The organism is Psychromonas sp. (assembly GCF_047632995.1).
Lineage (GTDB): Bacteria > Pseudomonadota > Gammaproteobacteria > Enterobacterales > Psychromonadaceae > Psychromonas.
The window spans coordinates 1-21471 of record NZ_JBLIEK010000065.1 but is presented as its reverse complement, the minus strand read 5'-3'; the positions used below and the strand labels follow the sequence as shown (position 1 = coordinate 21471).

The window sequence follows — 21471 nt, the reverse complement described above, 5'->3', positions numbered from 1 at the left end:
TTAAAGATGACCGATGGCGTTGTATCAAAAGCCGCTGAGCTTTCAGGAAGAAACAGAACCGATTTTTACAAGCTGCTGAAAAAACATCACCTTAATATAGAGGACTATAAATTAGAGCAATCTGATTAAGTAACGGCCCTTTCACTAAACCACAAAGCCTCAGTATACGAGGCTTTGTTAATGATTAGGAATTGCACTAAAACACTATTCAATATTCTGAACCTGCTCGCGCATCTGCTCAATTAACACTTTGCACTCTACCGCCGCGGCGGTGATCTCGCTGTTAATCACTTTTGAGCCTAATGTATTTGCTTCACGGTTAAATTCCTGCATCATAAAATCTAAACGGCGCCCTACCGGACCGCCTTTTTGTAAGACATTACGGCTTTCCGAAATATGTGAATCTAAACGATCCAACTCTTCTGCGACATCAGATTTCTGTGCGATCAAAACCAGCTCCTGCTCAACACGGTTACTGTCTAAATCTACATGCGCATCCTCGAATTTTTTAAGAATACGCGCCTTTTGCCATACTTGTATTTCCGGCATAAATGAACGAACTTTGTTTGCCTGTTCGCTGATAGCGGCTAAACGCTGCTCAATAAATTCGGCAAGGTTGCCTCCTTCTGCCGCGCGCGAGTCGATAAATTCATTCAGTGTTTCTTTAAAAGCTGTCATTAACTCAATCGTTATCGCATCCGAATCCTGCTCGGGTGCCTGCATTACGCCAGGCCATTTCAGGATATCAATTGGGTTTAATGCCCCCGACCCTGCTTTATCAAGTACCCATTGCGCATTTTGAATTAGTTGTGCCGCCAATTCTTGATTCATACACAGCGCATCACTATTACCGTTATTTGCATCAAAACGTAAGCTACATTCTATTTTCCCACGCTGCAGCGTCTTACGGAAAATTTCTTTTAATTTAGCCTCAATACCACGAAACTGTTCAGGAAGGCGAAAGTAGGTCTCTAAATAACGTTGGTTTACAGAGCGAATTTCCCATACTGCGGTTCCCCAATCACCTTTAAATTGCTTGCGTGCAAATGCTGTCATGCTATAGATCATAATAACCTCTTTTAATTTGCTTCTTTTTAGGAGATGTAGGCAGTATAACCGAGTAAGTCGAAAAGATGCTATGGTAACAGGCGGTTACGGAGTAATTTAATGAAACAAAAAATAACTTGCCATATTATTGGCGGATTTTTAGGGGCCGGAAAAAGCCGTTTGATTGAGCAGCTACTCAGTTATAAACCCGTCCATGAAAAGTGGGCGGTACTGGTTAATGAGTCGGGTAATTATCATTATCCTAAAGAGCGTTGTCTGGCCAACAATATTTTCATTAAAGAGATTTATGGCGGCTGTTTATGCTGCAGTGCGGGTATGCCCTTTCGTGTTGCTTTAAATAAGCTCATTAAAGAGGCTGCTCCGCAAAGAATTTTTATTGAACCGGCAGGCGCCGGCCATCTGATTAATATTAAAAAATTATTACAAGGTCAGTTTTACCTGCCTGTGTTAGATCTTCAAGCGACTGTCTGCCTGCTATCTGACAAACAGCTTGGTGATAATAGATATCTACAAAATGCAGGTTATCTGTCATTAATTGAGCAAGCAGATCAGTTGTGCATTGCGGAGCAGGGAGATAACAGACTGGCAGAAAAAATAGCTAAGAAATATTCGAAGCCGCTTTATCTGTTACAGCACAATAAACTCGATCTGGCATTCTAATGGGAGATTATACGGCCGAGCTCCTGCCCTGCGTCAATCATCGCCTCAAATTCATCCACCAGCCCGTTTTTATTTAAAGTCAGGTAATCCGTTAATGTGGCAGGAAAACGCGCCACTATCATCTCAGCTGACAAGCCCGCCCCCCAAGCAAAACGGGCAAAAACAGCCAGGCGAATCAGAATTGCTTCTTTCGATGGCTGTTCATATGAGAGAGGATCGAGTTGCTGCTCTATCGCATCACAAAATACCGTTGAAAAATTCCAATGTTTGGCAAGCTCAGCGCCCACTTGGCTATAATCAAAACCAAAGGCTTCACGTTGTGCAGCTAAACGCGGCTCGCCTGTTTCAATCGCCAATGCAATCAGAGAACACTCCTCAGGTTTTAATATTTGCAGTAACAGTTCGCCAATATTATGCAGCATTGCACAGGTGAAGGCGGTTTCCTGATTAACGTTGGTATGTTGTGCCAGGGCTTTAGCAATACTGGCGGTCGTGAAGGTATCTTTCCAAAACTTGTTTTTATCAAAACCAGGGGTTTTAGGAAAAACATTCGATAATGATGTGGCGACAACGATCCGACGAATCTGATTAAAACCTAAACGAACAACGGCACGGTCAATTGATTCCACCTCTTTGCCACGACGATAAGCCGCTGAATTGGCCATTCGAATCACTTTTGCACTGAGCGACTGATCCATACCAATTTTTTTAGCAATCTCTCCCACACGGGTATCTTCATCTGAGAAGCTTTCCATTAATTCGAGTAATAGAATCGGCAACACAGGTAGTTGTTTTACATCTTTAAATAGTTGTGAAAGTTCAAGCATTTCACATTCCCTTACGTATTAATAATATGGTATAGACAAATCAGATTGCAGAGATAAATTCATCTGCGTTCAATCAACATCAGTAATAGCTACAAAATTAGGCTGTTATGCCTATAAAATCAATGATCAATAGGGGCTTTATTGAAGTGACGCAAATTGAAATCCATTTATGCTTTTATATTGGCAAAACTGTTTCAATTTTTGTTGGATTTCCATAACTTCAGTAAATTTATAGTTCCGTTTAAAGCTTGTCCCCCAAACAACGCCTGGCCAGCACTTATCCGATTCTGTCCGCGCAATAATATGGATATGCATCTGCTTAACAATATTGCCTATGGATGCCACATTAAGTTTATCGCAGTCAAAGTTGTTATGGACAAATTCACTGAGTAAATTAATGTCGCGTTGCAGCAAATCCTGCTGTTCTTTGGCAAGCAAATACAGTTCAGTTTGCTCAGTTTTCGGTACAATAACAAACCACGGGAAATAACTGTTATTAAGCAATAACCATAAACTGTGTTCACTTTCTGCAAGCAGATAACAGTCTTTTTGTAAACGCGAGTCTAATTGAAATGTCATGTTTTTCCTTTGTAAGGATTTTATAGTAGATTGTAACCTAGCTTATAGGATTTGCCCGAAAATGGAATTGATGTTGTTTATCACTTATCGGTAAAAACAAGATTAGTGTGATCTGCTGCAAACTTATATAGAAGTAAAGACGTGGATAAAAAGAGTTTTAAACTCATGATTAGATACTTTAAAATTGCTAAACTAGCTTATCTTGAATAGCCTACGACTTGGAAATGCAGATTCACTATTGCCAAGCAGCTTGAGCGTCATTTAGATAAAACTTTTGATCATGAATCGGTAATGCAAGGATTTAACCATGAAATTTAGCCCATGCGTCAACCAATGCACCAGTGATGGCACTTTTTGTCAGGGATGTGGACGCACTCATACTGAAATTAGAGACAGCAAAGCACTGATAGGCAAAGTGGTGGCGCATCTTTTTGAATATGGATACGAAGATCCGGAAAATTTCTTGAAAGTACTAGAGAAGAAATCACTGGCTCGATTAACTCAATTACAAGATAAAAAGCGTAAATAAAATGGCCAAACAAAAAAATAGCGAGATCTCAGTAGAAACCCAAGATGAGGCGATGGTGGTTGCGAAAAAAACGCAAAAACCGGGTCAAAAAAAAGAGCAGACGCGTTTAATTGCGCAAGGAATCCAAAAAGGGATCGCTGAATACAAAAAATCTGTGAAAAGCAAACAGCGCCAAGCAGATAAAGCTAAAAAGAAAAAACAGCCAGAAAATCAAACCACTGAGTTAGAAAGTGAAAATGAAAGTCAAACAGAAAAGAGTCACCGCACTCCTTGGATTTTATTGCTGTTAAGCTGGATTGGTTTTGCAGCTTATATTTTTTATAATCGCTAACAACTTAATGATCAACAAATTTGATAAAGCTTGGCTTGTCATAGTCACAAAAACTTAAAGGAATAACCATGATTAAAGTTATTGTAAACGGCGCTAAAGGGCGCATGGGTAGCGAAGCTGTTAAAGCAATTAGTAACGATTCACAATTACAGCTTGTTGGCCAGTGCGATGCGGGTGATGATCTTGCTGCTTTAATCAAGCAAAGTGATGCACAAGTGGTCGTTGATTTAACCGCCGCGTCAGCCGGTTTTACTAACACGCAAATTATTTTAAATGCGGGCGCCTGTCCGGTAATAGGTACCAGTGGTTTTCAAGTTGAACAGGTCAAGCAACTGCAGGCGTTGGCAACACAAAAACACCTTGGCGGCTTAATCGCGCCGAACTTCTCTGTGGGCGCAGTTTTAATGATGAAATTTGCAGCAGAGGCAGCCAAATACCTGCCGGATGCCGAGATCATTGAAGCGCATAGCCCGCAAAAAGAGGAAAGCCCCTCCGGTACTGGTATGCGCACTGCAGAGCTTATTGCTGCTGCACGTACTAAGGCCGCTATAGTCTGTAGCGATAAAGAGCTAATTGAAGGTGCGCGTGGTGCAGAGCTGCAGGGTGTCAAACTTCACTCTATTCGTTTACCCGGTGTGGTTGCACAACAAACCGTCTTTTTTGGCGGTTTAAGTGAAACATTAAAAATTGAGCATAACTCTCAGCACCGCGAATCATTTATGCCGGGTATCTGCTTGGCATGTAAAAAAGTGGTTACACGCAACGAGTTAGTTTATGGGCTTGAACATTTGATGGATTAATTGTCTTGATTTAGGCAATGGCTCAGATAATGAAAAACGCCAGCATTTTTGCTGGCGTTTTTCATTTTAAATCACTTAGCTTTTTATCATTTAGCTTTTTATCACTTAATAACGATAAAGAACGAACCGCCATTGCGATTAATCTGCAGTAAAAGTGCAGACTTGTTTCTTTTTAACGCCTTCTTAAATGATTCCATATCGACAACACGCAGTTGATTGGCCGCAACAATCAGATCCCCAGCCCTTAAGCCACTATAAGATGCAATTGAATTTGGTGCTAAACGCGTCACAACTACACCATTACCATCAGGCTCATTTTCAAAGTAAGCGCCCTCCAGCAGCGGATGTAATTTACCGTCACTGTATGTGGAAGACTGCGGTTCGCCAATTTTTACTTGTAACTGTTTTTCTTTGCCGTCACGTAAAATCGTAACCGCTACCTTATCGCCTATCTGTTTTATGCCGATACGACTGCGTAATTCGCCCGTTGAAGTGATCGCCCTGCCATCAAGCATAATAATAATATCACCTGATTTTATTCCGGCTTTTTCTGCCGGAGAATCTTTACTGACACTGGTTATCAGTGCGCCAGACTGGCCATTTTTCAAAGCAAAGGCCTCGCGTAGATCGGGAGTAATATCTTGGATACCCACGCCAATCTGGCCACGACGTACCTCGCCATGGGCAACAATTTGCAGCATGCTGGCTTTTGCCATATTAGCCGGAATAGCAAAGCCAATACCGACATTACCTCCTGAAGGCGCAATAATAGCAGTGTTGATCCCCACCAGCTCTCCCGCTAAATTGACCAATGCACCGCCGGAATTCCCCGGGTTAATCGAAGCGTCGGTCTGAATGAAATTTTCATAGCCTTCGATGCCTAAACCGCTTCTGCCCAACGCGCTGACGATACCCGTTGTCACCGTTTGACCCAAACCAAAGGGGTTGCCGATAGCAATAACAAAGTCGCCAACCTCCAAAATACTTGAATCGGCAATATTGATTTGCGTTAAGTTATCCGCTTGCACCTTTAAAATCGCAATATCTAATTCCGGATCTGAGCCGACCAATTTAGCTTCATAACTGCGGCCATCTAATAATGAGACTCTTACTTCATCTGCATTTTTAACAACGTGGTAATTAGTCATAACAATACCATCCAAAGCATTCACTATGACGCCCGAACCTGCGCTGCGCTGCCGTTTTTTAGCGCGGTCTTCAGGCTCTTTGGGTTGCTGGGGCAGATTAAAAAAATGCCTGAAAAATGGATCGTTTAATAATGGGTTATCGTTATAATTCTGCGTGGAGTAGGTCGCAATATTAACCACTGCCGGATTTATTTTTTTCAATATAGGCGACAACGACGGATAGGGTTTTCCATCCGCGCTCATATTGGGAATGACCGCAAAAGATAGATTTGATATCAGGCTAATAGAAACAGCACATAGTATTAGTAAAATTTTCTTCATGTTTAACTCCCTATCGTTACATGTGGGGCTGGAAAATAGTTGCTGATAATTATCTCTTGCTACGTAAAGGTCTGTTTGTTAACACAGTCAGCACTTAACGCTGCAGCAAGTATAGTTAAGATATTGAGATAATAAGAGTAGCGCTGCGGCCTGTCAATTATCAATATGCAATGTTATTCAGCTGATTTTATTTCTAGCTGCTGCCTATTAAAAGAGAATAAAAGATATTAACCCGCGATTATCTCATTTTATAAGGAAAATCCGTCACTGGAATATTTCAACTATGCTCATATTATTAATAAAAGATAAAAGCACAGGGCAATACCAACAAATTAAGTCGGAGGATAAATGACCCTATTTGAGCGTTTTTTAAGTGTCTGGATTGCACTAGGCATGTTGATTGGTGTTATCTGCGGCATAATATTTCCCGCATTATTTACCACGCTGGGTAATTTTCAGTATGCGCAAATCAATATGGTAATTGCCGTGCTAATCTGGCTGATGATTTATCCCATGATGATGCAGGTTGACTTCACCGCTATTCGTAATGTTCACCGCCGTCCGAAAGGTTTACTGATCACCCTGGCCATTAACTGGTTAATAAAACCTTTTACTATGGCGCTGTTGGCGACCCTATTTATGCGCTACCTCTTTGGCGCCTGGATCTCGCCTGAATTAATTGATCAATATATCGCCGGTATGATTTTATTGGGTGTCGCGCCCTGCACTGCGATGGTGTTTGTCTGGAGTCAACTCACAAAAGGGGATGCTAACTACACCTTGGTGCAGGTAGCTATTAATGATCTGATTATGGTGGTGGCATTTGCGCCGCTGGCGGCCTTTTTACTCGGCGTGACCGATATCTTCGTGCCGTGGGATACCCTGCTGCTCTCTGTTTCACTCTTTGTCGTTGTGCCACTACTGGCCGGGGTCTTCACCCGTCATTTTATTAAGAACCAGGCGAGCCTGGATAAATTAAGTGCCACTTTAAAACCCCTGTCAATTATCGGCTTAGTGGGGACGGTTATTTTACTCTTTGGTTTTCAGGCGCAAACCATTTTAGCCAATCCGCTTGATATCATCTTAATTGCAATTCCCCTGACGATACAGACCTACCTGATTTTTGCGTTAGCTTATTGGTGGATGAAAAAATGGCAACAACCTCATTGTATTGCAGCGCCTGGCGCGATGATTGGCGCATCTAACTTCTTTGAACTGGCGGTTGCGGTAGCAATCAGTTTATTCGGCACTTATTCCGGCGCAGCGCTGGCCACGATAGTCGGCGTATTGGTTGAAGTACCCGTTATGCTGTCACTGGTCGCCTATGCAAATCATACGCGTCAGCAGTTTAGTTAACCTCAGCTCAGGAAAAGTAAAACGAATTGAGGTTACTTCAGCTACTACAATAGCGATTTTTTAAACACCAAATCGGTTTGTATGTCGCCCCCCATATCAAACGGGTGTGAGCCTATCTGCTCAAATCCCATCTGTTTATAAAAATGCAGTGCTGGAAAGTTCCTCTCCCATACTCCTAACCAGAGATACTCTTTTCCCGCTTGGTTGGCTAATTCAGATGCAAAATCCATTAACTGCTTGCCCAGACCTCTGCGCAGAAATGCTTTACGAATATAAAAGCGCTCAATCTCTAATGAATTTAGGTCGCCAATATCGGTCTGCGCACCGCTCTCATTTACCTTTAAAAAACCCGCAACTTGCTCTTCACAATAGATAAAGTAGAAACGGCTATCGGCCTCGTTAAATTCCACCTGCAGCTTTTCACGCGATAACGCATCACTGAGGTACTGCTGCATCAGCGCTTCACTATTACTGTCAATAAAGGTATCACGATAGGTTTCAATCGAGACCTCACGCAACAGATCGAGTTGCTCTTGACTACAAAGCTTAATGTTAACCATGAATCTCCTTTTACTACTGTGCATCAAAAATATTAATATTTAAACAAGGTTATAACCTGAATAAAAAACGAAATCCATTGTTCCATGTTACAAGCATCCTTAAACAAGGTTATTAAGCAAATCATACCTCTTACTGAGTAATCTCCCATAAGCGTGATAATTCACCCGTTTATCTGCTGTCTTATTAGTAACAGCAGTGCTAGTTTATACACATTCGTTTTTTATGTCTGTTCAGGGTATTTATGAAATTAGAATCACTTGCGTTACACCACGGTTATGAATCGGAAGCAACCACCAAAGCGGCAGCAGTCCCCATTTATCAAACCACCTCTTACACTTTTGATGATACGCAACACGGTGCGGATCTGTTTGATTTAAAAGTGCCTGGTAATATTTACACCCGCATTATGAACCCGACAACAGATGTCTTAGAAAAACGGGTCGCAGCAATGGAAGGCGGTATTGCCGCGCTTGCTGTTGCATCAGGCATGGCAGCAATCACCTATGCCATTCAATGTATTTGTGAAGTTGGCACCAATATCGTTAGCACTAGCCAGCTTTACGGTGGTACCTATAACCTATTTGCTCATTCGTTGCCAAAACAAGGCATCGAAACACGCATGCTTTCATTTGATGATTACCAGGGGTTTGAAGATGCGATTGATGAAAATACACGTGCTGTTTTCTGTGAATCGATTGGTAACCCGGCGGGTAATATTGTCGATATTCAGCGACTTGCAGATATCGCGCATAAACACGGCCTGCCGCTAATTGTTGATAATACCGTTGCCACCCCGGTTTTATGTCGCCCATTTGAGTTTGGCGCAGATATTGTGGTGCATTCACTGACTAAATATATCGGCGGCCACGGCACCTCGATTGGAGGCATTATTGTCGACTCCGGTAAGTTTGACTGGGTCGCCAATAAAGAGCGTTTTGCGATTTTAAATGAACCCGATCCCTCTTATCATGGCGTGGTTTATACCGAAGCATTCGGCGCAGCCGCTTATATCGGCCGTTGCCGTGTTGTACCTCTGCGCAACACAGGTGCGGCCATTTCACCAATGAACTCCTTCCAAATTATGCAGGGTTTAGAAACCTTATGTTTACGGATGGAGCGCCACTGTGAAAATGCAGAAAAACTGGCAAAATACTTAAGCAACCATCACAAGGTAGAGTGGGTTAATTATGCAGCCCTTGAGAGCAGCGCCTATTACCAAACTTGCCAAAAAATATGTGGCGGTAAAGCGTCGGGGATTTTAAGTTTTGGTATTAAAGGCGGAGCGGTATCGGGTGGGAAATTTATCGATGCCCTGCAAATGATCTTACGCTTAGTCAATATAGGTGATGCAAAATCACTCGCCTGTCACCCGGCTTCAACTACCCATCGTCAGCTCAATCATAAAGAGCTAAAAGCCGCCGGTGTAAGTGAAGAGTTGATTCGTATTTCAGTGGGCATTGAAAATATTGATGATATTATTGCCGATGTCGAACAAGCACTGGCAAAGGTTTAAAAAAAACCAAGTATTAAACAAGCCGCTGCGAAAATGTAGCGGTTTTTTGTTTGCAGCACTTGCTGTTTAGCCGAAAAACAGCAGACTATGTTTTTCTGATAATTCGCCGAACATGTTAAAATTACAGCCCGAAAATAGCATTATCTCCTCAAGAAAAAGGAAAGAGATTGTTAGATAATCCAAAACTGCTCAGTGAAGCTATTAATCAAACCATGCCGTTTGGTAAATATGCGGGCCGTAAACTCATTTACCTGCCCGAACCTTATCTTGTGTGGTTTTACAGCAAAGGGTTTCCTGAAGGAAAACTAGGCCAGCAACTCGCGTTGATCTATGAAGTTAAATTAAATGGTTTGGAGAAGATGTTAGAGCCGCTAATCAAACGTAATGGATTTTAAAAAAAGATGCCCTTTAGCTGCAATGTATAAGTTCTAAATAAAAAACAGACATTCTAAAGGCGTATAAACAATAACAGCATTTTCTGCCGCAAAGAGATCATTATGAGCAAAGAGCAACTGTTTGATAAAAATGCAATATTATTATCAACCACAGAATTAGACAGCAAGATCAAATATGCGAACAAAAATTTCTGTGATATCGCCGGCTACTCGATGGAAGAGCTGCACGGGAACCCGCATAATATAGTACGTCACCCAGATATGCCCAAAGCGGCATTTAAAGACTTATGGCAGTTTACGCAAGCGGGGCTTTCCTGGATGGGACCCGTTAAAAACAGCTGTAAAAATGGAGATTATTACTGGGTTAACGCCTTTGTCACGCCAATAAAAGACAGCCAAGGTAAAATATTTGAATATCAATCGGTACGCACATCTCCCGAGCGTGACGTGGTCGAACGCGCAGAGCAGGTTTATAAAAAGATCAATGCTGGCAAACCACCTGCACAGTTAAAATTTACAACCGATCTTACCGGCTGGTTTCAACTGTTCTTTATGCTTGCATTTGCTTTTAGCCTCTCAATTGCTATTTTTAGTGGCTTAAACATACTGTTTACTGGTCCTATGGTTATTATTTCAGCTCTCTTTACGGGACTATTTCTTAACTGGCGGAAAAAATATAAAGAGGTTGTCGCTGACGCTAAATCTGTATTTAACAATCCACTGATGAGCTTTATCTATTCCGGCAATAATGATCAGATCGGCATTATAAAATTAGCACAACAGATGCGCGCTGCAGAGCTTAAAGCTATTGTAGGTCGAGTCTGTGATGTTTCTGATAACATCACCTTAACCGCTCAAGAAGCCGCTGAATGCGGGATCAGTGTATCTGCTATATTGGCACAACAACACAATGAAACAGAGCAAGTTGCCACTGCGATGAATGAGATGTCTGCTACAGTGAACGATCTGGCGCAAGTGGTTGGCAATGCGGCGCAGGTTTCCCAGCACAGCTTAGAGATTAGCGGTCAGGGACAAAAAATAGTACAAGAAACGATTGCCGCCAATAACGATTTAGCGGTGCAATTAACTGATGTAGAAGAGGCGATCACACGCCTAGTAAATGGCAGCAAATCAATTGCAACTGTGCTAAATGAGATAAGCAGCATTGCCGATCAGACTAACCTATTAGCGCTCAATGCTGCCATTGAAGCCGCACGAGCAGGAGAACAAGGCAGAGGCTTCGCCGTCGTTGCCGATGAAGTGCGATCACTGGCGATGCGCACCCAGAAATCTACAGTTGAAATTAACAACTTGTTGTCACAATTACAATCCGAGTCACATGCTGCTCATAACGCTATGGGAAAGGGAACTGAACTTTCCAGCCACTGTGTTGCACTGTCGGCAGAAACGGGTGAATCTTTGCTGCAAATTAACTCCGAAATCAGTGAGTTAGCCAACTTGAATACACAAATCGCCACTGCGATTGAAGAGCAATCCTTAGTCAGCGAAGAGATAAACCGCAATGTTGTCGCTATCTCCGATATGGCGGTAACGACTGAAAGCCATGGTCAGCAGGCAGTTGAACTATCTAAGCAACTATTAGATAAACTCCAAGAACAACAAGCCCTAGTAACCCAATTTTCCTAACGGGATGCTTTATTATTGCCATACGGACACCTCTGTATGGCAATACAGCACGCGTTAACAGCGACTGCCAGTCTTTTTCAACTAACGTTTTAGCTCATCAATTTCACTATTACAAACAACGTCTACGCCCCCTTTGGAAAAGAATCTACTACGCCCCTGTAACACAATGATTCTAATCTAATAAATAAATTTATACTTTTTTTGTCCGATATTCTTTACCAGATCATAATTTTACACTTTGCTCACCCCGCAAATAATAGAGTGTGAGCTATGGCAGCTTGGTTTTCTGCTTCTGTGTTTAAATGACGAACTTTTAGTCATCAATCCATTTAATTTTTAAGTGTTAAGGTACATCTATATGTTACGGAAAACTCTATTAGCCCTATCGGTCTCCACCTTACTTGCTGCCTGTGCAGGCGGTGCGGGAGACTCCGCAGTAAAACAAAAACCGCTTGCAAAAGCAGCCGATTCAACAATTCATAGCGTCAATATTAGCAAAGCTAAAGCCGCTTCTGATAATCACCTAGTATGTAATCAGCCAGAAAACAAAAAGGCTGCCTGTAATCTGCGCATGTATCAAGTTATGGTTGAATCTTTTGTTGATGACGATAAGAATGTCGGTTACGGCACAGGTTACGGTACAAGCCACCATAATGGTGATATAGCGGGCGTGACCGCTTCGCTTGACTACATTAAATCACTGGGTATGAATACGGTCTGGTTAACGCCGATATTCGACTCTGTTGCAGTTGACGGTCAAAATGACTGGATAGATCGTCTTGACGCCACCGGCTATTTCACTAGCGATTATTTCAAAATAGACCCTAAGTTCGGTACATTAGCGCAGGCTAAAGAGTTGGTGAAACAAGCCCATGCGAAAGGTATGTATGTGATTTTTGATGGCGTTTTTGGCCATCATAAAGGTAATGTTGTGCCCTCTCCCCAAGGCCGCTTACCAACCAAAGGTACCCCGATCAACAATGTCGGTTTTGAAACTAAATACCCTGACGATCTGGAATTCTATAAAGAGGTCGCAACTTACTGGATTAATGAGCTGAAAATTGACGGCTGGCGTTTAGATCAAGCTTATCAAGTTCCCGTTACCCAGTGGGCTGAAATTCGCCAAGCCGTAGAAAAAGCATCGGCAGCACAAACGTATAAACTCAATGGCAAAGAGGTTAATCCGCTCGGTTATATGGTCGCTGAAATTTGGCGTACGGGCGCGAATGATATCGCATTGCAAGGTTACGGCAGCGACAAAGCCCCTTCCCTCCCTTCTGCCTTTGATTTCCCTGTTCGTTACTCTGTAGTGCAAACTTTTGCGGTTGATGAAAATAGCAGTGGTAAGCGCCCCGCTACTCATTTAAATGACGCGCTATTTTCTCATCGTTCTTATCCGGCGCACGCTATGCCGAATCTTATGTTAGGCAACCATGATCTGGTGCGTTTTGGAGATCTACTGCAGCGCGGTTTCATTGCCGATCCCAAAGATCCTGAATATTGGGCTCGTCATAAAGCAGCCTTTAGTTTTATGACAGCTTACAGTGGCCCAATCACATTCTATTATGGTGAAGAGATTGGCGATCAGGTTGAAGATTTTGAAGGTATGTATCAAAACTGTGATGGTGCAAGCGGCCTCTGTGATGATCACGTGGCACGCTCTAGTGCAAAAATTGAAGGGGTCACAACGACAGCTAGCGGTGAAACCACAGTACTTAATCCACAAGAGGCAGATCTGAAGCAATATCTCTCCGCTTTGATGGCAATGCGTGCAGCTAATCCTGCGTTATACAAAGGTAGCCGCACCCATATCTATTCTGATGAGAATATTTATATAGATCGTAAAGATGCCGCTGATGATCATATCCTTTATTTAGTCAACACTAAGGGTAAAGAGGCAAAAATCACCCTTACAAGCGCTGCGATAGGCAGTGAGGGCGCACTATCCAATTTACTGGAAGAGCAGACTGTCGCCTTGGTTAAGGGACAGTATGAGATAACACTTGCCCCATTTGCTGCCGCTTTCTATCAAATAGTATCTCCTTCAAAAGCGGGACCGGTTATCAGCAGTAAAGTGGCGAGCCTAACGGGTACAGGCGTGCTTGCTAGATGTGATGCGCCAACCATAAAAGGAAAAGGACCGCTTGAAAAAACCATGTGGATCCGAGGCACCTACAAAGGTGGTGATGGCTTTAATGCGACACCGACTTCTCGTAAGTTCAAATATAAAGGTGACGGCGTTTATCAGGTTGTTGTAAAAGAGAAACAAGCAAGTGCGTTTGCCTTCAAATTTGCAGCTGCGGACTGGTCATCTGAATTTGCAGTTAAGAAATCCAAGGCTGTTATTATCGGTCAAGAGCAACCGATAATGACCGCATCGGGCTACGGCACTGAATCACCTATTACTATTCCTGAACCGGGCACCTATGTTTACAGTTTTAAAGTAGATGAAGGCCTGCACACTGGCACTATGATGGTCAGTAAATGTAAGTAAGATAAAACTTACCTAAAACTAAAAAACGGACAGCGATGGCACCCCATACTGTCCGTTTTTTTATAATTCCACACAGCAAATAGCTTACCTCTCTTGCCTTCTTCTCTTCTGCATTTTTAAGTCACGCGGTAGATACCCAAACTACTTCAAGATGCAGATTCAGAGCTTCACCCGGATGCTAGAACAAGGCATAACCATTCAAGTGTTATAACGCAGTGCTAGCTTTCGGGTGAAACTCCCTTCGGGCAAAACGATAAACGATAATCTTCGTTGTTAGCAGGTTTTGATTTAGAATAACTAGATCATCAACCTTCTGCCTAGAATCTCATCATTTATCGACTTGCTGATTCCTGCATCTTGAAGTAGCTTGGGTATATAATTAAATTTTGTTTACTCGTTAATTAATGTAAGGCGTATTGATGCATAATAAAATAGCTGAAATATTCAAACAACTGAATAATATCTTACTGGGGAAGGAAGAGCAGACCCAATTGGCTTTAGTTTGTTTGCTGGCCGGCGGCCATCTTTTAATTGAAGATCTACCGGGTATGGGGAAAACAACGCTTGCATCTGCTTTAGCACAAACGCTTGGACTTGATTATCGGCGAGTGCAATTTACCAGTGATATGTTGCCTGCAGATATTCTCGGTGTGTCTATCTTTGATAGCAATAAACAACAATTTAAGTTTCATAAAGGGCCAATTTTTAGTCAGGTATTATTAGCGGATGAAATAAACCGAGCCAGTCCTAAAACGCAAAGCGCGTTATTGGAGGCGATGGAAGAGCGGCAAATATCACTAGACAGTGAGACATATGCGCTGCCAACACCTTTCTTTGTGATTGCGACGCAAAACCCGTTAGATCAAGCGGGCACATTTCCATTACCGGAATCCCAGTTAGACCGATTTATGATGCGTATTGAACTTGGTTTCCCGAATATGGATGCGGAATTACAAATGCTCAAGGGGCATTTTTCGTTAGATAAAAAACAGATAATACCCGCCATTATTAATATTGCCGATTTGCAAACGATGCAAGCTACGGTAGGTAAAATTCAAGCCAGTGAGGCGGTTTTAAATTATCTGTTACGCCTGATCCATGAAAGTCGTTACAGTGGAATTTCAGCCAACCCGTTGTCTCCTCGTTGCAGCAAAATATTACTGCAGGCGGCTAAAGCGATGGCCTTTATAAAACAAAGAGATTATCTCATTCCTGAAGATATTCAGGCTGTATTTGTCGCGGTGACCGATCACCGTTTAGCGGGGAGTAATGGTTATAAACAGAGCAGTAAAGCACTGAGTCAAACATTGCTTGATAATGTTGATCCGCTTGGTTAATTTATGAATAAACGTTGGAAAATAATAGCGCCGTTAACAAGGCTAATCGAGCGACGTTTTGAGCGTTGGTTAACTACGCGTATGCCAGCGCAAAATAGCTTTACCTTGAATCGTAAAAACACCTTTATTTTTCCTTCTAAATTTGGCCTGCATTTTTTAATACTCTGTTTTACTTTGTTTCTGCTCGGTACGAACTATCAAAACAATTTAATCTTATTTGTGGTGTTTTTTCTGTGCAGTTTTATGGTGACTTGTCTGCTGTTAAGTTATCAAAATATTACAGGTTTAACCCTGACTGCCAACCAAGTTAAACCTCAATTTGCGGGTCAGGATAGTGTTTTTTGTTTACGTGTTACTAAAAAAAGTAACATTGGCCAACAGATTGATTTTTATTTTCAACACCCAAGTTCTGCCCTGAAATCGGTAATAGACGAACAACAAGTTTTAATTTATGGCTTGTCGAAAAAAAGAGGCGAGTTTAATCCGGGCAGAGTGACCCTGCATTCAACCTTTCCTTTTGGTTTATTTACCGTGTGGACGCATCTTGATTTTGGATTGCATGTTTTGTTATATCCCGAGCCACTTGCTAATGATAAGCAGCTGGTTAGTTTATCTGCCGAGCAAACAAACCAGGGGTTTACAAATTTTACGCTTGGTTTTGAGCAATTTTCAATGCTAAAAAGTTATCAACCCGGTGAGTCATTAAAATCGGTTGCATGGAAGCAGCTGGCACAAGGACGGGGCTGGTTTAGTAAGCAGTTTGAACAAGCACAAGGTGGTGACGTACTTTTAGATTTGGCTTTATATACAAATTTAGATTTGGAAATAAAACTGCGTTTACTTTGTTATCAAGTGATTGAATTAGCAAAAAATGAGGCCAGTTATGCTTTAAAGCTCGGCAGCAACACCATTGCAGCTGGTCATGGCTTAGAACATAAAGAAATTTGTTTAAAAGCATTAGCGTTATATGGATTAAGCGAATGAAAGAGTTCCTTAATCGCTTGGGTTTATCGCTCATTATCCTAACCTATATTGGTTTGGTGAGCGCATTATATGACCATCTGAATCCGTTCTTAGTTTTTTTGGGCCTGCTCTGCAGTATTTGGCGTATTGCTAACTTTTATGGACGCTTGCCCTTACCGGCGAGGTTGTTGCTGAATTTTATTACCATAGTGATTAGCTTAATCACTATCTTGCTGGTTTATCAGCAGGGTTTCTTTAACATCATGCTGCATCTGATTATGTTAGGTTTTAGCTTAAAATTTTTGGAGTTAAAATCAATCCGCGATATCCATTTTTTTGTTAATACTGGTTTTGTATTAATTGCGCTGTTTCTTATTTTTAATTATTCGATTGCGATGGCGATGGTGGCTGCATTACTCACCCTTTTATTGCTCGCCATACTGTTAACTGTTCATGGAGCGAATTTAGCGGGCACCCGCTTTGTGAAATTATTGCTTAAAAGTAGTTTACTCAGTTTACCTCTGGCACTGCTGCTCTTTATTGTGATTCCTCGCTTACCCTCATTGTGGCAAATGCCGTTACAAAAGCAGGCAACCACGGGGTTAAGTGATACCGTCAGTCCCGGACAAATTGCCGAATTAAGCCGTTCCAGTGCTTTGGCTTTTCGTGCCTCATTTTCAGGAGATCCGGTAAGTAAAAGTGAGCTTTATTGGCGCGTGATGACCTTAGATGATTTCGATGGGCAAACTTGGTCGCAAAGTCCAAGCCAAAAAGTGCAGGAGCAACAGGCTAAAAATGGGCTGGGTGTAAGATTTAAATTAAGCCGCAAAAAAAACAGTTATGACCTGATTGTTGAGCCGCATTACAATTATTGGATCCCAGTTCTTGATTATGGTGACCCGAGTTTTGGGCGGGTTAGTTTAAGTGATTATTCACTGCGTAATATAACCCCCGTGGTTAAAAGGGAACCCTTTAACGTTAATTTATATCAACAGATCAAAGCAAAACCAATAACAAAAAAAGAAAGGCAACAACTACTCACTCTCCCGTCACAAGGTAATCTTAAAACACAAAACTGGATTGCCGCTAAGATAAAGCAAGGGGTTGATAAAAAGGAGATTCTTAATCAGCTGCTGAATTCCTTTGCAACAGGGAATTTCCGTTACACCCTTAAACCGCCACCACTGGGCATCGATCAAGTAGATGATTTTCTGTTCTCAACACAAGCCGGATTTTGTGTGCATTATGCCAGCAGCTACCTTTATGTCGCGCGGCTTTTAGGCTTTCCTGCGCGTATGGTAACCGGGTATTTGGGCGGCGAGTGGCAAGCTGACGATAAATTTATCTCTATTCGCCAATATGATGCGCATGCATGGGTGGAAATTTGGCAAGACGACAGGTGGCTTCGGGTTGATCCCACCGCTTATATTGCCCCTGATCGTGTTGAATTGGGGTTGGAGCAAGGTTTAACAAACAGTGCTGAGTTTTTAGCAGATGAGTATTTATCTCTGCAGAAATGGCGAAATATAAGGTTATTAAATCAATTACGTACAAAAATTGCGCAGATAGATTATCTATGGGCAACGTGGGTGGTTAATTACGACAATCAAAAACAGCTACGTTTGATGCACTCCTGGTTTGCTAAATTTCACTGGTTAAACTTTGTTTTCGCGGTATTCATGATGATGATATCGGTGTTTCTCATTATTGTTTTACTGATATTTAAACCTTGGATTCGCCGTAAATTCAGTGGCGAAGATAAGCTTTATTTACAACTGCAGCGCTATTATTCAAAAAAAGGAGTAGTCAGGCAGAAAGGCCAAACCGTCACTGAATTTTGCCAACTAGCCTGCGCAAAATCCCCTTTCTCTTCTGCACTTTTTGAAAACTTTTCGCTTAAATACAATAGCTTAAAATATGAAGTTGGTTTGTCCGCAAGTGCACGTAAAAAACGGCTTAAACAGTTGCGTTTTATCTGCAAACAAATACAAAAAGGATGAAATATTAATAAATAAAACCAACCAATATACCCAAGCTACATCAAGCAAAGAGCAAACGTAACCAGATCCCCAGCGGAGAGGTAAAACCTGTGGTCACTGACTTAATTTCACCTTTATCGATAATAAAAATAGTCGGTGTGACCGATACCCCCCAAGCTCTGCTTAGCAAACCTTTCGGATCGTTAACCACACTGAAGTCGTACTCTTTGCCGTTAAGATATTGCCGGATCCGTTTATCTTCTCCTGATCTTAATGCGACACTCACTACCGGGTAATAATCAGCCATAAAATCAACCGAAGGTGAAACAGCGCTGCACACAGGACACCAGATTGCCCAGAAGTAAACTAATACCGGTTTCTCCTGGCTCAGTGCTTGCAGATCAATCTGTTCTCCCTGTAGAGAGCTTGCTATCGAGTCAGGCGCTGTCCCTGATGCCATTGACTGACTACGCCAAAGATCTATCCCCCAACCAATAACAATCGCTATCAACAAAAAGATAAGCGCTTCTTTTATCCAGCTTAATAAAGGTTTTTTCGCTTTAGAATTGGCCGCCATTATTGCCCTTTTGCATGTTGCAGCGCAGCAAGCACCGCATCACTGCTTAATATCGTCGCTAAAGGAATACCTTGTGGTGCGCCCGGGCCGTAAACGATATTAAAGGGTACGCCAAAGCGCCCGTAAGATTGCAGATACTTACTGATACTCTCAGAGGGTAGCGTCCAATCACCTTGCATTGCGATAACTCCCTTACTTTGTAAGGCGCTGTAAACGGGCTCCTGCAATATCACGCCGATTTTATTGGCTTTGCAGGTTACACACCAGTCTGCGGTAACATCAACAAAAACCACATTTCCCTGTTTCACTTGCAGTTCAATTTGAGTTCTATTTAAAGGCACCCAATCGAGCTCAGTCAGCGCCACGCCTGATCTATTAGCGGTTAAGCTGGCAACAATCGTAATGGCGACACTACTGAGCAAAATAGTGGCTAAAACAATCAGTAACACTTTTTTACCGCGTTTTTTGCCGACTAAAATGAGCAGTAAAAGGGTGAACAGTAACGCTATCGCAACAGTAACAGAGAGACCAATAAAGACAGAGAGCAAACTTAACAGCCAGTAGCAGGTAATTAAAATCATTAAGGCAAAAACGATTTTGATGCTATTCATCCATTTTCCTGGTTTGGGTAACCACAGCGCGGCTGCAGGAAACAGTGCAATCAATAACCAGGGCAACGCCATCCCCAGTCCTAATGCGCTAAAAATAATGAATAATTCAAACGCCGGCGCAGCTAGCGCAAACGCAACCGCCGTGCCTAAAAATGGCGCGCTACAAGGCGTGGCTAAGAGCGTGGCAAACATTCCCTGCAGGTAATGCCCCAGATAAGAGCTTGATCCTCTCGTCGCTAACCAGGTTTGTGCTTGTACAGGTAACTGAATTTCAAATAACCCGAGCATATTTGCAGCAAATAAAGCGGTAACCACAACCATCACAGCAATAAAGTAGGGGCTTTGGAATTGAATTCCCCACCCCAATGCCTGTCCTGAAAATTTAAGGAGCAATAAAAAAGCCGCCAATAACCAGAAAGAGCTCAAAATACCGGCCGACGACGCGAGAAACTGCCTGCGGATCTGCTTGCGTGCAACACCATGAGCCGATAATACGCTACTTAACTTCATCCCCAATACTGGTAGTACACATGGCATGATATTTAAAATAAGTCCGCCGATTAATGCAAAAATAAAGATCGATGCAAACGTTTTAGGCTCACTTACAATAGCTTGAGCTGAAGGCTGAGTAACGAATTCAACCGCCAACTCGGAATCGATCACAGTAATATTCAATAGGCGCTTGTTTAAATCAACTTTGCCAGCCCAGCTGCTGGCATTAAATTGCGCGCTTATCTGTTCCCCGACAATGGTAATTTTCGGTGCAGAAAAGCTGACCCCCTCAAGCTCACTCTCCTTTGAGTCCACAAACAGATCCGGTGAGTGCCAACCTAGTTTATTTTCAACTTGTACAATAAGTGTTTGTTTGTGATTGTCCCAATATGAGCGGAACCCTGAAATTGTTGAACTTGTTTCTTTATTTTCAATAACTTGCGCATCAATCATCATTGGCACAGCGCCCAGCGCCTGATTATAGGTAAACAGGGCCGGCGTATTAATCGTTAAATTTTCAGTTGTAAAATTCAATTTAATTTCATAATCGCTGAGAACACAAATATTGGTGCATGATGCGAGGGTTAATTGACCTTTTAAAACTACCGGTCGGCTTACATCTTCAAGATGTAACGTAATAGGGAAATTAGTAACGCCCTTGTAGCCAATGGTATCCACACCCAATACAGGATAACGTTTCGGTGCGGGCCAGCCCCAAGTAACATCGGCAATATTAGTTGACTGAGAAAAATCAAAAGAGGGGGCAACACCCCCTTCTCCTGGTGAGCGCCAGTAAGTTTTCCACTCCCCTTCTAACCTCACCTGCAAAACCGCGTTAACCGTTTTTAGTGGTAAGGAATGTTGTCCTGTTAACTGCATCTGCAGCGAAACGGGGGGATGGTTCGGTTTAATTAACCATCCTGTTGATGTTTTTTCAGAAGGCGTCTCGGCGGCAATAACAACATGACAGAGAAATGCAAAAACCACTAACAAGCTGACTAAAACAGAGCGAATAAAAGGGGCCGATTTATGCAATTTAAAATCTCCAAATAATGATAAACAGAGGCAGTAATAAATATAGAAATGGAATTTTCATCAAAAATTTCATTTGTGAAAGAGATAAATCCAAAAATGCTGCTGATTGATAATATAGCCTAGTACGCATATTTATTTTTCCCTTGAAAAAATATAAAAACCATAAATTAATCAAGGGATTAGATAATAAAAGCAATAATTATCTAGCACTTGAGCCTATTAATCCAAAAAAGTTCGCTAAGGTAGCA

The 21471-nt window shown here is 42.1% G+C and carries 19 protein-coding genes; 12 read left to right on the top strand and 7 right to left on the bottom strand.

Translation table 11 applies throughout. From position 1 onward, the window contains the following. Positions 1 to 204: 204 nt before the first annotated feature. Positions 205 to 1068 (bottom strand): YicC/YloC family endoribonuclease, encoded by an 864-nt coding sequence (locus tag ACJAT7_RS11785; RefSeq protein WP_415226998.1) that lies wholly within the window; start codon positions 1066 to 1068, stop codon positions 205 to 207. A 99-nt stretch (positions 1069 to 1167) separates the two neighbouring features. Here ACJAT7_RS11785 and ACJAT7_RS11780 point away from each other — a divergent pair, with 99 nt between their 5' ends. Beyond that, positions 1168 to 1728, top strand: coding sequence for a GTP-binding protein (locus ACJAT7_RS11780; protein ID WP_415226997.1), 561 nt, complete (start codon positions 1168 to 1170; stop codon positions 1726 to 1728). Here ACJAT7_RS11780 and ACJAT7_RS11775 read toward each other — a convergent pair. Both ACJAT7_RS11775 and ACJAT7_RS11770 read right to left on the bottom strand, forming a co-directional pair. Next, positions 1725 to 2555, bottom strand: coding sequence for an HDOD domain-containing protein (locus ACJAT7_RS11775; RefSeq protein WP_415226996.1), 831 nt, complete (start codon positions 2553 to 2555; stop codon positions 1725 to 1727). The genes ACJAT7_RS11780 and ACJAT7_RS11775 overlap by 4 nt on opposite strands. A 138-nt stretch (positions 2556 to 2693) precedes the next feature. Further along, positions 2694 to 3134 carry an HIT family protein gene (locus ACJAT7_RS11770; protein ID WP_415226995.1) on the bottom strand — a complete coding sequence of 147 codons (441 nt, stop codon included), beginning with the start codon at positions 3132 to 3134 and terminating at the stop codon, positions 2694 to 2696. Positions 3135 to 3441: 307 nt separating this feature from the next. Here ACJAT7_RS11770 and ACJAT7_RS11765 point away from each other — a divergent pair, with 307 nt between their 5' ends. From ACJAT7_RS11765 to dapB, 3 genes are all read left to right on the top strand, one after another. Continuing rightward, on the top strand, positions 3442 to 3663 hold the full coding sequence (locus tag ACJAT7_RS11765) for a DUF1289 domain-containing protein (RefSeq protein ID WP_415226994.1): 222 nt from the start codon (positions 3442 to 3444) through the stop codon (positions 3661 to 3663). Between the two features lies 1 nt (position 3664). Next, entirely contained in the window at positions 3665 to 3994 is a 330-nt protein-coding gene (locus tag ACJAT7_RS11760; RefSeq protein ID WP_415226993.1) for a DUF2956 domain-containing protein, read from the top strand. Positions 3995 to 4062: 68 nt separating this feature from the next. Continuing rightward, on the top strand, positions 4063 to 4794 hold the full coding sequence (dapB, locus tag ACJAT7_RS11755; RefSeq protein WP_415226992.1) for a 4-hydroxy-tetrahydrodipicolinate reductase: 732 nt from the start codon (positions 4063 to 4065) through the stop codon (positions 4792 to 4794). Positions 4795 to 4895: 101 nt separating this feature from the next. Here the strand turns inward: dapB and ACJAT7_RS11750 are convergent, their stop codons facing one another. Then, positions 4896 to 6263, bottom strand: coding sequence for a DegQ family serine endoprotease (locus ACJAT7_RS11750; RefSeq protein WP_415226991.1), 1368 nt, complete (start codon positions 6261 to 6263; stop codon positions 4896 to 4898). A gap of 348 nt (positions 6264 to 6611) precedes the next feature. Here ACJAT7_RS11750 and arsB point away from each other — a divergent pair, with 348 nt between their 5' ends. Further along, positions 6612 to 7619, top strand: a complete 1008-nt coding sequence (gene arsB, locus ACJAT7_RS11745; RefSeq protein WP_415226990.1) for an ACR3 family arsenite efflux transporter — start codon at positions 6612 to 6614, stop codon at positions 7617 to 7619. Positions 7620 to 7663: 44 nt separating this feature from the next. On the opposite strand, the gene ACJAT7_RS11740 is transcribed toward arsB, so the two are convergent. Further along, the gene (locus ACJAT7_RS11740) at positions 7664 to 8179 is read right to left on the bottom strand and encodes a GNAT family N-acetyltransferase (RefSeq protein WP_415226989.1); all 516 of its coding nucleotides are present in this window, start codon (positions 8177 to 8179) and stop codon (positions 7664 to 7666) included. 242 nt (positions 8180 to 8421) lie between these two features. Between ACJAT7_RS11740 and ACJAT7_RS11735 the strand changes: the two genes are divergently transcribed. The 7 genes from ACJAT7_RS11735 to ACJAT7_RS11705 all read left to right on the top strand — a co-directional run bounded on the left by ACJAT7_RS11735 (position 8422) and on the right by ACJAT7_RS11705 (position 18529). After that, positions 8422 to 9693, top strand: coding sequence for an O-acetylhomoserine aminocarboxypropyltransferase/cysteine synthase family protein (locus tag ACJAT7_RS11735; RefSeq protein ID WP_415226988.1), 1272 nt, complete (start codon positions 8422 to 8424; stop codon positions 9691 to 9693). A 167-nt stretch (positions 9694 to 9860) separates the two neighbouring features. Beyond that, entirely contained in the window at positions 9861 to 10088 is a 228-nt protein-coding gene (locus ACJAT7_RS11730) for a DUF3820 family protein (protein WP_415226987.1), read from the top strand. A gap of 102 nt (positions 10089 to 10190) precedes the next feature. Then, positions 10191 to 11735, top strand: a complete 1545-nt coding sequence (locus ACJAT7_RS11725) for a methyl-accepting chemotaxis protein (RefSeq protein ID WP_415226986.1) — start codon at positions 10191 to 10193, stop codon at positions 11733 to 11735. Positions 11736 to 12093: 358 nt separating this feature from the next. After that, positions 12094 to 14229, top strand: a complete 2136-nt coding sequence (locus ACJAT7_RS11720) for an alpha-amylase family glycosyl hydrolase (protein WP_415226985.1) — start codon at positions 12094 to 12096, stop codon at positions 14227 to 14229. Positions 14230 to 14648: 419 nt separating this feature from the next. Then, the gene (locus ACJAT7_RS11715) at positions 14649 to 15566 is read left to right on the top strand and encodes an AAA family ATPase (protein ID WP_415226984.1); all 918 of its coding nucleotides are present in this window, start codon (positions 14649 to 14651) and stop codon (positions 15564 to 15566) included. Positions 15567 to 15569: 3 nt separating this feature from the next. Further along, positions 15570 to 16550 (top strand): DUF58 domain-containing protein, encoded by a 981-nt coding sequence (locus ACJAT7_RS11710; protein WP_415226983.1) that lies wholly within the window; start codon positions 15570 to 15572, stop codon positions 16548 to 16550. After that, the gene (locus ACJAT7_RS11705) at positions 16547 to 18529 is read left to right on the top strand and encodes a transglutaminaseTgpA domain-containing protein (protein WP_415226982.1); all 1983 of its coding nucleotides are present in this window, start codon (positions 16547 to 16549) and stop codon (positions 18527 to 18529) included. The genes ACJAT7_RS11710 and ACJAT7_RS11705 overlap by 4 nt, the downstream gene beginning before the upstream one ends. A gap of 40 nt (positions 18530 to 18569) precedes the next feature. Here the strand turns inward: ACJAT7_RS11705 and ACJAT7_RS11700 are convergent, their stop codons facing one another. Further along, the gene (locus ACJAT7_RS11700; protein ID WP_415226981.1) at positions 18570 to 19085 is read right to left on the bottom strand and encodes a protein disulfide oxidoreductase; all 516 of its coding nucleotides are present in this window, start codon (positions 19083 to 19085) and stop codon (positions 18570 to 18572) included. Next, entirely contained in the window at positions 19085 to 21223 is a 2139-nt protein-coding gene (locus ACJAT7_RS11695; RefSeq protein ID WP_415226980.1) for a protein-disulfide reductase DsbD family protein, read from the bottom strand. Before ACJAT7_RS11695 ends, ACJAT7_RS11700 begins: the two co-directional genes overlap by 1 nt. Between the last annotated feature and the right edge of the window lie 248 nt (positions 21224 to 21471).